We start from the raw sequence: 13,041 nt of genomic DNA, 5'->3' as shown, positions 1-13,041 counted from the left end.
GCTGGCGGCGGCGGGTGCGCTGGCGGCCGGGGCCGGAGCGGTGGCCGCCGGAGCCGGAGTCGCCGGTGCCGTGCTGGCGCCGGCCGGGGCGGTCTGCTGGCCCTCGTCATGCTTGCCGCACGCGCTCAGGGCAAGGAGGGCGGCCAACGTGGCGGCGGGGAAAACGAAGGTGCGGGCAGAAAGCGTCATGAGTGGTGTTCCGTGCATTCGAGTGGGTTTAAGGCGCAGGGCGGCAGACTACATGCCCTACAGGTAAAGGCAAGCGCCCTGAAGCCATGATGAAGGTGTGAATCCTACTGGCGGGCGCCCCGGGGGTTGGCAGGGCTCGCCGGCTCACTGCTGCGGAAGGGATTGATGTCCAGGCCGCCCCGGCGGGTATAGCGGCCGTAGACGGAAAGCCGCGTGGGCCGGCATGCCCGTGCGATGTCCATCCAGATCCGCTCCACGCACTGCTCATGGAATTCATTGTGGTTGCGGAACGACACGATGTACCGGAGCAGTCCCTCGCGATCGATCGGCGCGCCGGCGTAATCCACCTGCACGCTGCCCCAGTCGGGCTGGCCGGTGACCGGACAGTTGGACTTCAGCAGATGGGACACCAGCGATTCTTCGACGCTGCCCTCGCCGGTGGCGAGGAACCCGGCCTTCGGCGGCCCGTAGTGGTCGATGGCCACGTCCAGCCCATCGATCAACTCGCCCGGTGGCTCGGCAAGTTTCGATCCATCCAGCGCGCCGGGCGAGAGCAGGACCACGCTTACCCCTGCACCGGCAGCCGCCGACAGGTCGCGTTGCAGCGTTTCGGCCAGCGCGGTTTCCTCGATGCGCTCAGCGGCGAAGCCGTTGAGGTACAGCTTGAACGATTTTGATTCGATGATGTTTGGCGAGGCCGCCGGCACGCGGAATTCGGCCACGGCCACGCGCGGTTTGCCGTTGGGTTCGAGCCACGACAGTTCATAGGCGTTCCATACGTCCACGCCGCAGAACGGCAGCTCGCCGGCCAAACCCAGTTCCGCGCGCTTGTCGGCACGCGGAATGGGAAATAGCAGGCTGGCATCGTAGCGGTCGGCGTAAACGGTGTGCTGGCCCAGCGGCGAGGCTTTGACGGAACCCATGGCGCGTCTCCCGGGTGGGAAAACGGCCATTGTAGCGCCGCCTTTAGACGTTGATCGCCTTCATCATGGCCTCGGCATAGCGATCACCCGCGGCGGCATCGGCCGGGAATGCCTTGTCCAGCTCTTCAAGCTCGGACTTCTCCAGCTTCACTTCGATGGCGTGGGCATTCTCTTCGAGGTATTTGCGCCGCTTGGTACCCGGGATCGGCAGGATGTCGTCGCCCTGCGCCAGTACCCAGGCCAGCGCCAGTTGCGAAGGCGTGCAGCCCTTGTCGCTGGCGAGCTTGCGCACCTGTTCCACCAGCTTCAGGTTGCGGGTGAAATTCTCGCCCTGGAAACGCGGGTTGTTGCGGCGGTAGTCGTCGGCATCGAAATCGTCGGGGCTCTTGATCGCTCCGGTAAGGAAGCCGCGTCCCAGCGGGCTATAGGCCACCAGGGCGATGCCGAGCTTGCGGCAGGCATCGAGCGTGCCGGTGGTTTCCGGGTCTCGCGTCCATAGGGAATATTCCGCTTGCAGCGCAGCGATGGGGTGCACCTTGTGCGCTCGCTCGATGGTGGCGGCCGACGCCTCGGAAAGGCCAAGGTGGCGCACTTTGCCGGCCTTGACCAGGTCCGCCATCGCGCCGACGGTTTCCTCGATCGGCGTGTCGCGGTCTACCCGGTGCTGGTAGTAGAGGTCGATGTAGTCCACGCCCAGCCGTTTGAGACTGTCGTCGCAGGACTTGCGCACATATTCCGGACGGCCGTTCACGCCCCGTGCCTGGGGATTGGCCAGGTCGCGCACGATGCCGAACTTGGTGGCCAGGAATACTTTGTCGCGCTTGCCGGCGATGGTCTTGCCCACCAGTACTTCGTTGGTGTGCGGGCCGTAGGCATCGGAGGTATCGAGGAAGTTGATGCCCAGTTCCAGCGCACGGTGGATAGTGGCAATGGACTCCTCGTCGTCCCGGCCGCCGTAGAACTCGCTCATGCCCATGCAGCCGAGGCCGATCGCGGAAATGGAAGGGCCGTTGCGGCCGAGCGTGCGGGTAAGCATCGAATGCTCCAATGCAGGGGGAGGGGATCCCCATGGTATTACCTGTCATGTATACAAATCGCATCGAGTTGCAGCGGCGCTACAATATCGGGCCATATCCACCGACTTTCGGCAAGATCATGCGCAATCCATTGCAGGAACAACTGCTCAAGGCCGGCCTGGTAAAGAAGGCCAAGGTGGCCGAAGTCGTCCGCGAGCAGAACAAGCAACGGCACGGCAAGGCCGCGCCGTTGCCTGTAGCCACGCAGGCCACGGACGCCAAGCGCGAGAAGGCCGAACGTGACCGCGCCATCGCCGCGGAGCGGAACGAGAAGCAGCACGCGGCCGAACGCCAGGCCCAGGTGAAGCAGATCGTCACCGAACACCGGCTGCCGCGAAAGGGCGAGATCAGCTATCGCTTCAGTGACGGCAGCGCCATCGCAAGTTTCCTGGTTGACGAACCCATGCGCGCGCAGCTTGCCGCCGGCGTGCTGGTGGTGGTGCGTCATGGCGACGGCTACGAAGTCGTGCCTCGCAGTGCCGGGGAAAAAATCCGTGAACGCGACGCGTCGCTGATCGTTGTCGACCATGCGCAGGCCGGTACGGCTGACGGCGCGGAAGACGAGTTTTACAGCCAGTTCAAGGTACCCGACGACCTGATCTGGTAGGTCCAATTCCGGCAGCGGCGAGGGCCACTAGGCCGTGGGCAGTGGCTGCACGGGCGTCGGCGTGTGGTTGGCGTCGAGGGCGATCATGGTGAAGGTGCCGCGCGTGCACAGTTCGCGGGCACCGCTGAGCAGGTCTTCGGCATACATGGCCACGTCGATCTTCATCGAGGTGCGGCCCACCGAGACCACGGTGGCGATCAGCTCCACCATCTGGCCCTTGCGCACCGGTACGTGGAAATCCACCTGCTCGGAACGTGCGGTGACCACGATCTGCCGGGAGTACCGCGACGCGGCCAGGAAGGCCGCCTTGTCCATCCAGGCCAAGGCCTGGCCACCGAACAGCGTGCCCAGGTGGTTGGTGTGGTCCGGGAAAACGATCTCCAGGAGGCGGGCTTCGGTGGGGTTGGTCATGGCCCGGCCTTCGATCTAGAACGACGCGTCGAAGGTTACCTCACCTTGCACGCCCACCTGGTACGACGACACGCGGCGCTCGAAGAAGTTGGTGAGCTCCTGTACGTCCTGCAGGTCCATGAAGTCGAATGGGTTGCGCGAGCCATATTTCTTCGGCATGTCCAGCTGCACCAGGCGCTGGTCGGCGCAGTATTCCAGGTACTGGCGCATGTCTGCCACAGAAAGTCCCGCCACGCCACCGGAGAGCACGTCCTGGGCGAATTGCGTCTCGCAGGAGATGGCATCTTCCAGCATGGCTTCCACCTGCAGGCGCATCTCGTCGTCGAACAGATCGGGTTCTTCCTCGCGCACCTGGCGCACCACTTCGAAGGCGAAGGCCATGTGGCCGGACTCGTCGCGGAACACCCAGTTGGTGCCCGAGGCCAGGCCATGCAGCAGGCCGCGCGAACGCAGGTAGTAGACGTAGGCGAAAGCGGCGAAGAAGAACAATCCCTCGATGCAGGCGGCGAAGCAGATCAGGTTCAGCAGGAACTGCCTGCGGTGCTCGCGCGTTTCCAGGCGGTGCACGTCCTGGATGGAGTCGATCCACTTGAAACAGAATTCGGCCTTGTGCCGGATCGAGGGGATGGTCTCGATGGCGGAAAATGCCCTGGTGCGCTCGTTCTGGTCGGGGATGTAGGTATCGAGCAGCGTCAGGTAGAACTGCACGTGCAGCGCTTCTTCATATAGCTGGCGCGAAAGGAACATCCGCGCCTCGGGCGAGTTCACGTGCTGGTAAAGGTTCAGCACCAGGTTGTTCGACACGATGGTATCGCCGGTGGCGAAGAACGCCACCAGGCGGTGGATCAGGTGCCGGTCGGCATCGGACATCTTCTTGTTGAGGTCGGTGGTGTCGAGCGAAAAGTCCACTTCCTCCACCGTCCAGGTGTTGCGGATGGCCGCGCGGTACATCTCATAGAACTGCGGGTACTTCATCGGGCGAAGCGTGAGCTCGAAGCCAGGGTCGAGCAGTCGGGAGTCGCGGGATACGGGTTGGCTGGACATTCTTTTCCTGGTCAGTCGAGGCGCGCGGCGTAACGGTCGCGCACGTGCTGGTTGATGTACGTGGCAAGGCCGCGTCCGGCGCGGGCGAGGCCTTGCATGGCGGCGACGTCATCGGCGCCTGGCGTTGTGCCGTCGTAGCGGTAGGTGCCGCCCTCGAAGAAACGAACATCGATGAAACCGTCGCCGACCGTGAAGGCGGCGACGCCTGAGTTGCCATCGAGGTTGCGGTAGCGCTCCACGGCTATTGGCAGGACTCGCAGTACTCGGGGTTCTCCAGCGAGCAGAACACCGCCGCGGTGGCTTCGTCCTGGGACGGCGCCGCGACTGGCGCGGCGGCGCGCGTAGCGGTAACCGTGGTCTTGGCGATCCTCGTCGCCGGTCGCGAACGCAGGTAGTAGGTGGTCTTGATCCCCGATTTCCACGCGTACATGTACATCGACGATAACTGGCCGATGTTCGGGTTCTCCATAAACAGGTTCAGCGACTGGCTCTGGTCGATATAGGCGCCACGCGCGGCGGCAAGGTCGATCAACGCCTTCTGCGGTAATTCCCAGGTGGTGCGGTATACCGCGCGAAGCTCCGCGGGAATGGCAGCGATATCCTGCACCGAACCCTCGGCCAGCTTGATCGCATCGCGGATATCGGCCGTCCATAGGCCCAGCGTTTTCAATTCCTCGCACAGGTAGCGGTTCACCACCAGGAAGTCGCCCGAGAGCGTCTCGCGCTTGAAGAGGTTCGATACCTGCGGCTCGATGCACTCGTAGCAGCCGGCGATGGAAGCGATGGTGGCCGTGGGGGCGATGGCGATCAGCAGCGAATTGCGCAGGCCGTGCGCCTTGATGGCCTGGCGCAATTGCGTCCAGCGGCCGTCGACGTCCGAAGGCGTGGCCTGAGGCCAGTAGTCGAACTGCAGGTCGCCGTTGGCCGCGCGCGACTCGGCGAAGCCCGGATGGGCGCCGTGCTGCTCGGCCAGTTCGTTGGAGGTCACCAGGGCATGGAAGTAGATCTCCTCGGCAATGCGGGTGGAGAGCTTCTTCGCCTCTTCCGAATCGAACGGCAGGCGCAGCTTGAAGAACACGTCCTGCAGGCCCATCACGCCCAGGCCCACCGGGCGCCACTTCATATTGGCGGTTTTCGCCGTGGCGATCGGGTAGAAGTTGAGGTCGATCACGCGGTCGAGCTGGCGTACGGCGGTACGCACGGTGGATGCGAGCTTGCCGTAGTCGAAGGCGCCGTCCACCACATGGCGGGACAGGTTGATCGAGCCCAGGTTGCATACGGCGGTTTCGTCCTGGGAGGTCACTTCCAGGATTTCCGTGCACAGGTTGGAAAGGTGGATCACATTTTTCGGATCGGCCGTCTGGTTGCTGGTGGCGTTGGAACGGTCCTTGAAAGTCATCCAGCCGTTGCCGGTCTGCGCCAGCGAACGCAACATGCGGGCGTAGAGCTCGCGCGCCTTCACCTTCTTCACCGCCAGGCCTTCGCTTTCAGCCCGGGCATAGGCCTCGTCGAATGCAGGGCCCCAGGTGTCGACGAAATGCGGCACGACCTTCGGATCGAAGAGGGACCAGTCGGCATCGGCTTCCACGCGGTGCATGAAGAGGTCGGGCACCCAGTTGGCGAGGTTCAAGTTGTGCGTGCGCCGTGCGTCGTCGCCGGTGTTCTCGCGCAGCTCCAGGAATTCCTCGATGTCCGCATGCCAGGGCTCAAGGTAGACGCAGGCCGCGCCCTTGCGCTTGCCGCCTTGGTTGACCGCCGCCACCGAGGCATCGAGCGTCTTCAGCCAGGGTACGAGCCCGTTGGAATGGCCATTGGTACCGCGGATCAGCGAGCCGCGCGAACGGATGCGCGAATAGGACAGGCCGATTCCGCCGGCGAACTTCGACAGCTGGGCCACGTCGCCGTACTTCTGGTAGATCGATTCGAGCGCATCCTGCGGCGAATCGAGCAGGAAACACGAGGAAAGCTGCTCGTGCGAGGTGCCGGCGTTGAACAATGTGGGCGAACTTGCCAGGTATTCCAGCGCCGAAAGCATGCGGTAAAGCTCCAGCGTCTCGGCGATGTCGTTGCCGCCCAGCGAACAGGCGATGCGCATGAAGAAATACTGCGGGGTTTCGATCACCAGGCGCTTCTGCGGATGGCGCAGCAGGTACCGGTCGTACACCGTGCGCAGGCCGAAGTACTCAAAACGGCGGGACGCCGAGGCATCGATGGCATCGTTGAGCTTTCGTGCATTGGTGGCCACGAAGCTGCGCAGCCGGTCGTTCAATACGCCCAGTTCCGTGCCGTGCGCGATCGACTGTGAAAAGCTCTGGATTTCCTGGCCCGACACTTCCTTGTCGATAAAGGCCGACAGCAGGCGCGCGGCGAGCTGGCCGTATTCGGGTTCTTCGGCGGTGAGCGCGGCGGACGTACGGATGGAAAGCTGGTCGAGCTCCTGGGTGGTGGCGCCGTCATACAGGCCGCCGATGGTCTTCAGCGCCACGCGCATCGGGTCGACACCGAACAGGCCCTCGGCACTGCGGGTGACCGCGCGTACGATCTTGTTCACGTCCACGCTTTCGGTGCCGCCGTTGCGCTTGGTCACGCGCATCTGGCCGGGGCTGTGGGGTGGCGTCAGGCTGAAATCGGGCGGTGTGGCCCCGGACGGTGCCGGGCTTCGGTAGGGCGCGGCCGGCGCGCGATCGGTAGCGGTAGCGGAAGTGGCGTTGGCGGCGACGACGGGGTCGGCCGCGCTTTCGCGCGTGGAAAGATCAAGTGGCTGCATGGCAAGGCCCTGGCAAGACGTTCGATTGCCTGCTCCCGCGCGCAGGGACCGCAAATGGCGGCGGCAACACACGGAGGGGACGCGCAAGGGCCAAGGCAACGGTGCCCGCCTCGCAACGTGCTTCCCCGCGGAAGCCGTCACCACGAACCATCGCCGCTCTGGCGCTGGTTGCTGGCAGGTCTTCGGACTCGTGGCAGGCCCCCGGAGGGGTTTTCCTAGCCGTCGCTTCCCGATCCGATCGCGGACCAGTGCTTGTGACGGGTTCGTTTCCACTTACCGCTGCGGGGCAGTCCCGGATTTACACCGGATTCCCTTTTAAGCCGTGGCCGAAAAAGCCGGACAGGGCACCAACGGAACACAAGATATAGGCCGCCGCCCGCGGGGTCAACACAAGTTATGGTGTTGGCGCGCCACCGGCCGGAGGTGTCTGACGGATAAAGGAAACCACATCGTCGAGCACCGGCTTCTTCCCCTGCAAGGGGGTCGCCAGGGCAAACAAGAGGCCCGAGTGTCCCATCCCGGGGTACAGCTTCAAGGTCACGGGCTCTGCATGAGCCTTCATGGCGTCGGCAAGCGAGGTGGAGTTGTGCACCTCCACTTCCTTGTCGGCCAGGCCATGCAGGAGCAGCATCGGCGGCTCGTCGCCGTCGACGAAATCGATCGGCTGGCCGCGGTGCTGTTCAGATGGCGCATGGCCGAACATGCCCAGCATGTCTTTCTCGTTGGGCGCGATGGGGACGAAGTCGTAAACGCCGGCCAGGCCGATGAAGCCGGCCAGTTCCCGCGTGGTCATGCCCTGCGCCTGCAACCAGAGGCCATCGGTGGCAAGCAACCCGGCGATATGTCCGCCGGAGGAGTGGCCCATGATGAACAGGCGCGAGGCACTGCCGCCGAATTCCCCGGCATGGGCATGCGCCCATGCCACGGCACGTGCAGCGTCCGCCATGAAGCCGTCCATCCTCACCTGGGGATATTTCCGGTAGTCGGCAATCACCGTGACGATGCCGCGCGAGGCCAGCGCCGTGCCGACGAAGCGATACCACTGCCGTTTGCCACCGGTCCAGCTTCCGCCATGGAAGAACACCACCACCGGTGCGTCGACGGCGGCGGCGGGACGATAGACGTCCAGCTTCAGTCCCGTGGACGGATCGAAGGTGATCCCGTGGGTGGATTCGATGCCATGACGGTGGTCGGTGGTGTTGAGCCCGGCGAAAAGCGTCGCCCGGCACCCGCCGAGGCAGGCCAGCAGCACCAGAAATATTGCAAGACGCAAGAAAATACCGCTTGCACGGCAGCACCAGGGAGGGACATCACGCGCGATCGGCTTCATCCGCCGAGCATGCCCGGTCGCGCGTGGGCCATGCAATGTCAGCTAAGTTTTTCACCCAGGTACGCCGGGCGCGGCGCATTGAAACCTGCCTTTACCTGGCGGGCGGTGTCGTCGACCAGCACTTCTTCCTCACCGGCTTCCAGTGCCTTGAGCACGGCATCGACCACCACCTGCGGAGATGTCTTCGGCGCGGTGACGTTCTTCACCATGTCGGTATCGATGTAGCCCACGTGCACGCCCAGCACCTGCACGCCGTCAGCGTGCAATTCGGTGCGCAGGCCGTTGGTCAGTGCCCAGGCCGCGGCCTTGGTGATGGAATAAACCAGCGAGGTCGGCAGCGAAATCCAGCTTAGCGCCGAGAGCACATTGACGACCGCGCCGTGGCGCTTGCGCAGCGACGGCGCGAAGGCCTGGCTCACCGACAGCACGCCGAACAGGTTGGTGGCCAGCTGGACATCCAGCGCCGGCCGGGCGCCGTCGTCGAGCAGGCTCACTTTCGGCTCGGAGATGCCGGCATTGTTGATCACGATGTCCACGTCCGGGTGGGCACGGGCGGCCTCGGCGATGGTGGCGGGGTCGGTGACGTCCAGCCGTACCGGGATGGCACCGGGCAGATCCACCGTGGAGGGGTCGCGCGCGCCCGCGTAGACCTTGGCGGCGCCCAGCTTCAGCAGGGTCTGGGCGAATGTGCGGCCGAGGCCGCGATTGGCGCCGGTGACCAGGACGTTCTTGCCTTTGATTTGCATGGTGGTTCCTTCATTTGAATGATGACCATCATTTAATAGGGCGCCGTGCCGGTTCTTCAAGCCCCATCGCAGCTATTGTTTCACCCGCGGCATGCCATCATATGTCAGGTGTCATCCCACAGGCCGCCCGCCATGCGATACGAGAACGGACATAAGGAAGCCACCCGGGAGAAGATCCTGGTGGAAGCCGCACGCCGCTTCCGCGAAGAGGGCATCGACGCCGTGGGCGTGGCCAACCTGATGGGCGGCATCGGCCTTACCCAGGGCGGCTTCTACAACCATTTCGAATCCAAGGACGCCCTGGCCCGCGAGGCCATGACCAACGCCCTTGACGCCACCAAGGCCCGCTTCGAGAAAGATGGCTCGGTGGTGGCCCTGGTCGAGCGCTACCTTTCCACCGCCCACCGGGACCACCCGGGCAGAGGCTGTCCGGCGGTCACCCTGTCGCAGGAAATTGCGCGCGCCTCGGACGAGGTGCGAGAGGGCTTCACCGACGAGCTGGAGAAGATCCTGGCCGCCATCCGGGGCGGCCTGCCCGCTGCGATGTCCGCCCGGCAGAAAAAGGCCACCGCGATGGCGGTCTTCAGCTCCATGGTGGGCAGCATGACACTGGCCCGGGCCGTGAACGATCCGGCGCTGTCCGACGACATCCTCGTCGCGGGCAGGAAGGCGGTATTGGCCATGCTGCAGACCCCGTCCTGATCCACATCGTGACGCTATTGGCATGGCGCCTGTGGCACCCTATCGGGTGTACGAAGGGTTAGGGAGCAATTGCCAGGTGGTGGAGCAGGTCGGGCAGGACGCATTGGTGGTGCGTTCTAGTCATTTCATGGCGGTGATGCGCCGTCTGGCGGGGCCGCTGTTGTCGGCGGTGTTGTTGTGCCTGGCACTGTGGGCTTTGCATAGCCTGGCCAGCGAAGTCAGCTATAGCGAAGTCTCGCATTACGTACATGACCTGCAGGGCTGGCAGATCGTGGTCGCCATGGCCCTCACCGCGGCAGGCTACATGGTGATGACGCTCTACGACTGGTATGGCCTTAAGTCGGTGGACGTCGCCTTGCCCCGGCGCGAAGTGTCGCTGATCTCGTTCATCAGTTATGCCTTCAGCAACGTGCTGGGCATGTCGCTGCTTATCTCCGGTTCCATCCGCTACCGGTACTACATCCAGGCGGGCCTCACCAATACGCAGATCGCCCGCGTGGTGCTGTATTGCACCGGTGCCTTCTGGCTGGGCCTGTGCGCGCTTACCGGCGTGACCCTGCTGCTGGTGCCGTTGCCCGAGGAACTACCCTTCGCCGGCTTGCGCATCCCGGTGGCGATCGTGCTGACGCTGGTGCCGCTGACGTGGGTCTTCGGCAGCCGGATCATCCGGCGCCCGATCAAGCTCTGGCGCTGGCACGCGGTACTGCCCAGGCCCGGCCCGGCATTCCGCCAGGTGGCCATCGGCGCGGTGGACTGGTGGCTGGCGGCAAGCGTGCTGTACGTGCTGATGCCCGATGACGCGAATTCCGGCTTCGGGCATTTCCTGGCGGTGTTCGTGCTGGCGCAGATGGCCGGCCTGATCAGCCATGTGCCCGGTGGCCTGGGCGTGTTCGAGGCGGTGATGCTGGCGGGCTTCGGCGCCGCCGGCAACGAAGGCCTGGAGGCGCCGATCCTGGGCGCGCTGGCCGCCTTCCGCGTGGTCTATTACCTGCTGCCGTTATGCGCCGCCACCTTGATGGTGCTGCTGCGCGAGGCGCGGACGCTGACCAAGAAAAGCATGGTGCCGCCGTGGTTCGCGGGCCTGTTGCCGCCGTTCTTCGCCGGCCTCACGCTGGTGTCTGGCGCCGTGCTGCTGTTCTCAGGCGTCACCTCCGCCTCGCCCGGCCGCATGGACATGCTGCGCGGCGTATTGCCGTTGCCGGTCCTGGAGGCCTCGCATTTCCTCTCCAGCGTGATCGGCATGATGTTGCTGATCCTGGCCCGCGGCCTGCAGCGGCGCCTGGACGCCGCCTACGTGCTCACCCTGGTGCTGCTGGTGATCGGCGCGGTGCTCTCGGTGCTCAAGGGCGTGGCGTACGCCGAAGCGGCACTGCTGAGCCTGCTGGCCCTGGCCCTGGCGCCGGCGCACCGGCATTTCTACCGCCGTGCGTCGCTCTTCACCAGTACGTTCTCGGTAGGCTGGATCCTCGCCATCATCGGCGTGCTGGGCTGCACCACGTGGCTGGTGGTATTCAGCCTCAAGCACGTGGAATACAACAGCAGCCTGTGGTGGGAATTCTCCTTCCGCCACGGCAACGCGCCGCGCGCGCTGCGTGCCCTGGTAGGCGCGGCGGCGGCCGGCCTGCTGTTCGCCCTGGCAAAACTGATCCGCCCGATGCGCACGCGGCCGCTGCCACCCAGCGACGCCGACATCCAGCGCGCCCTGCCGCTGGTGAAGTCGTTCAATTCATCCCAGGCCCACCTGGCCCTGATGGGCGACAAGACATTGCTGTTCGCACCGGGCGACAAGGCGTTCGTGATGTACGACATCGAAGGCCGCAGCTGGGTAGCCATGGGCGATCCGGTGGGCACCGACGAGGCGGCGCGCCGCGAGATCGTCTGGAGCTTCCGCGAGTTGTGCGAACAGGCCGGTGGCTGGCCGTTGTTCTACCAGGTGCGGCCGGACGACCTGGACCTGTACCTGGACATGGGCATGCACCTGATGAAGATAGGTGAAGAGGCGCGGGTAAAACTCGCCGACTTCAACCTCGATGGAAAATCCCGCAAGAGCCTGCGTAACATCGTCAACAAGTTGCACCGCGATGGCCTGACACTGCAGATCGTGCCGCCGGAAGATGTGGCTCCCCTGCTGCCGCGGCTGAAACCCGTGTCCGATGCCTGGTTGCACGACAAACACGTACGCGAAAAGGGGTTCTCCCTCGGGGGCTTCGACGAGAGCTATCTCGTCCGCACGCCGATGGCCGTGGCCTGGCTCGATGGCAACCCCGTTGCCTTCGCCAACCTGCTCTTGACCGACAGCAAGGAAGAGGCGTCGGTGGACCTCATGCGCCATCTTCCCGATGGACCGGCCGGGATCATGGATTACCTCTTCATCGAACTCATGATGTGGGCGCGTGGCGAGGGCTATCGCTGGTTCAACCTCGGCATGGCACCGCTGTCGGGCCTGCGCAACCGGCGCATGGCGCCGTTGTGGAACCGCTTCGGCGCCATGGTGTTCGGCCGCGGCGAGCGTTTCTACAACTTCCGCGGCCTGCACCAGTACAAGGATAAATTCGGACCCGAGTGGGAACCGCGGTACCTGGCGGTATCCGGCGGCATCGGCCTGCCGGTGGCGCTGACCAATGTGGCGAGCCTGATTTCCGGCGGCCTGACCGGCGTGGTGCGTCGATGAGGCGAAGTGCCCGTTGGAGCCTGGGCGTTGTCGGGCTCATCGTTTTCGCTGGTGTCCTGTGGTGGCAACCGTGGAAGCACGTATCACTCGACGAGGCGGCGGTGGTGCTGGACGGGGCACGTGGCGTCACGCCGCCGCCGGAACTCGCCGACGTGATGGTGGTGTTCTACAGCGGCGATGGCGGCTGGTCGGATCTGGACAAGGGCCTTGGCCAGGCGATGGTCGATCGCGGCGTGCCGGTGCTTGGCATTAATTCCTTCAAGTATTTCTGGCGCAACAAGCCGGTGGAGGTGGCAGGGCTGGAGCTCGATGCCGCGGTGCAGCAGTACCTGGCGCGCTGGCACAAGAAGCGCGTGCTGCTGATGGGGTTTTCCTTCGGCGCGGACGTGGCGCCGTCCATCCTGGAACAGACATCGCCGGAAACGCGGGCCACCGTGTCGCAGGTTGTCCTGCTATCGGGAAGCCGCGACGTGAACTGGGAGATCGAGATGGAGGGCTACATGGTCGCCAACTGGTTCACCACCAAGGCGCGCATCGTTACCCAATGGCTGAACCCGATCCCGCACACCCCGGCC

Annotated in this window: 12 protein-coding genes, 1 pseudogene and 1 riboswitch; of the genes and pseudogenes, 4 read left to right on the top strand and 9 right to left on the bottom strand. The window is 64.7% G+C overall.

Annotation, left to right across the window (positions count from 1 at the left end):
- The 3 genes and pseudogenes from VK519_RS08720 to VK519_RS08710 form a co-directional block, all read right to left on the bottom strand.
- Nucleotides 1–189: pseudogene (locus VK519_RS08720) on the bottom strand (hypothetical protein); the annotation flags it as partial.
- A gap of 104 nt (nt 190–293) precedes the next feature.
- A complete protein-coding gene (gene queF / locus VK519_RS08715; protein WP_324349073.1) occupies nt 294–1,112 on the bottom strand; it encodes an NADPH-dependent 7-cyano-7-deazaguanine reductase QueF in 819 nt (272 codons plus the stop codon).
- 43 nt (nt 1,113–1,155) lie between these two features.
- Complete coding sequence (locus tag VK519_RS08710) at nt 1,156–2,148, bottom strand: aldo/keto reductase (RefSeq protein WP_324349071.1); 993 nt, start codon at nt 2,146–2,148, stop codon at nt 1,156–1,158.
- Nucleotides 2,149–2,267: 119 nt separating this feature from the next.
- Between VK519_RS08710 and VK519_RS08705 the strand changes: the two genes are divergently transcribed.
- Nucleotides 2,268–2,795: a DUF2058 domain-containing protein gene (locus VK519_RS08705; RefSeq protein ID WP_324349075.1), complete on the top strand. Its 528-nt coding sequence runs from the start codon at nt 2,268–2,270 to the stop codon at nt 2,793–2,795.
- Nucleotides 2,796–2,822: 27 nt separating this feature from the next.
- Here the strand turns inward: VK519_RS08705 and VK519_RS08700 are convergent, their stop codons facing one another.
- From VK519_RS08700 to VK519_RS08675, 6 genes are all read right to left on the bottom strand, one after another.
- A complete protein-coding gene (locus tag VK519_RS08700; RefSeq protein ID WP_324349069.1) occupies nt 2,823–3,206 on the bottom strand; it encodes an acyl-CoA thioesterase in 384 nt (127 codons plus the stop codon).
- Between the two features lie 15 nt (nt 3,207–3,221).
- The gene (locus VK519_RS08695) at nt 3,222–4,250 is read right to left on the bottom strand and encodes a ribonucleotide-diphosphate reductase subunit beta (protein ID WP_324349067.1); all 1,029 of its coding nucleotides are present in this window, start codon (nt 4,248–4,250) and stop codon (nt 3,222–3,224) included.
- Nucleotides 4,251–4,261: 11 nt separating this feature from the next.
- Complete coding sequence (locus VK519_RS08690) at nt 4,262–4,489, bottom strand: hypothetical protein (protein ID WP_324349066.1); 228 nt, start codon at nt 4,487–4,489, stop codon at nt 4,262–4,264.
- 2 nt (nt 4,490–4,491) lie between these two features.
- Nucleotides 4,492–7,017, bottom strand: a complete 2,526-nt coding sequence (locus tag VK519_RS08685; protein ID WP_324349065.1) for a ribonucleoside-diphosphate reductase subunit alpha — start codon at nt 7,015–7,017, stop codon at nt 4,492–4,494.
- Nucleotides 7,018–7,173: 156 nt separating this feature from the next.
- Nucleotides 7,174–7,384, bottom strand: a riboswitch (cobalamin riboswitch).
- A gap of 27 nt (nt 7,385–7,411) precedes the next feature.
- A complete protein-coding gene (locus tag VK519_RS08680; protein ID WP_324349064.1) occupies nt 7,412–8,290 on the bottom strand; it encodes an alpha/beta hydrolase in 879 nt (292 codons plus the stop codon).
- A 95-nt stretch (nt 8,291–8,385) separates the two neighbouring features.
- Complete coding sequence (locus tag VK519_RS08675) at nt 8,386–9,093, bottom strand: SDR family oxidoreductase (RefSeq protein WP_324349063.1); 708 nt, start codon at nt 9,091–9,093, stop codon at nt 8,386–8,388.
- A gap of 132 nt (nt 9,094–9,225) precedes the next feature.
- Between VK519_RS08675 and VK519_RS08670 the strand changes: the two genes are divergently transcribed.
- From VK519_RS08670 to VK519_RS08660, 3 genes are all read left to right on the top strand, one after another.
- Nucleotides 9,226–9,795: a TetR/AcrR family transcriptional regulator gene (locus VK519_RS08670; protein ID WP_324349061.1), complete on the top strand. Its 570-nt coding sequence runs from the start codon at nt 9,226–9,228 to the stop codon at nt 9,793–9,795.
- Between the two features lie 22 nt (nt 9,796–9,817).
- Complete coding sequence (mprF, locus tag VK519_RS08665) at nt 9,818–12,466, top strand: bifunctional lysylphosphatidylglycerol flippase/synthetase MprF (RefSeq protein WP_324349059.1); 2,649 nt, start codon at nt 9,818–9,820, stop codon at nt 12,464–12,466.
- Nucleotides 12,463–13,041: AcvB/VirJ family lysyl-phosphatidylglycerol hydrolase (locus tag VK519_RS08660; RefSeq protein WP_324349057.1), on the top strand; the 579-nt coding region annotated here is incomplete at its 3' end. The genes mprF and VK519_RS08660, both read left to right, overlap by 4 nt.

Origin of the sequence: Pinirhizobacter sp. (genome assembly GCF_035317885.1) — a bacterium.
GTDB lineage: Bacteria > Pseudomonadota > Gammaproteobacteria > Xanthomonadales > Rhodanobacteraceae > Pinirhizobacter.
Note: the sequence above shows the minus strand (reverse complement) of the source record. Positions and strands in the feature narration are given on the sequence as shown.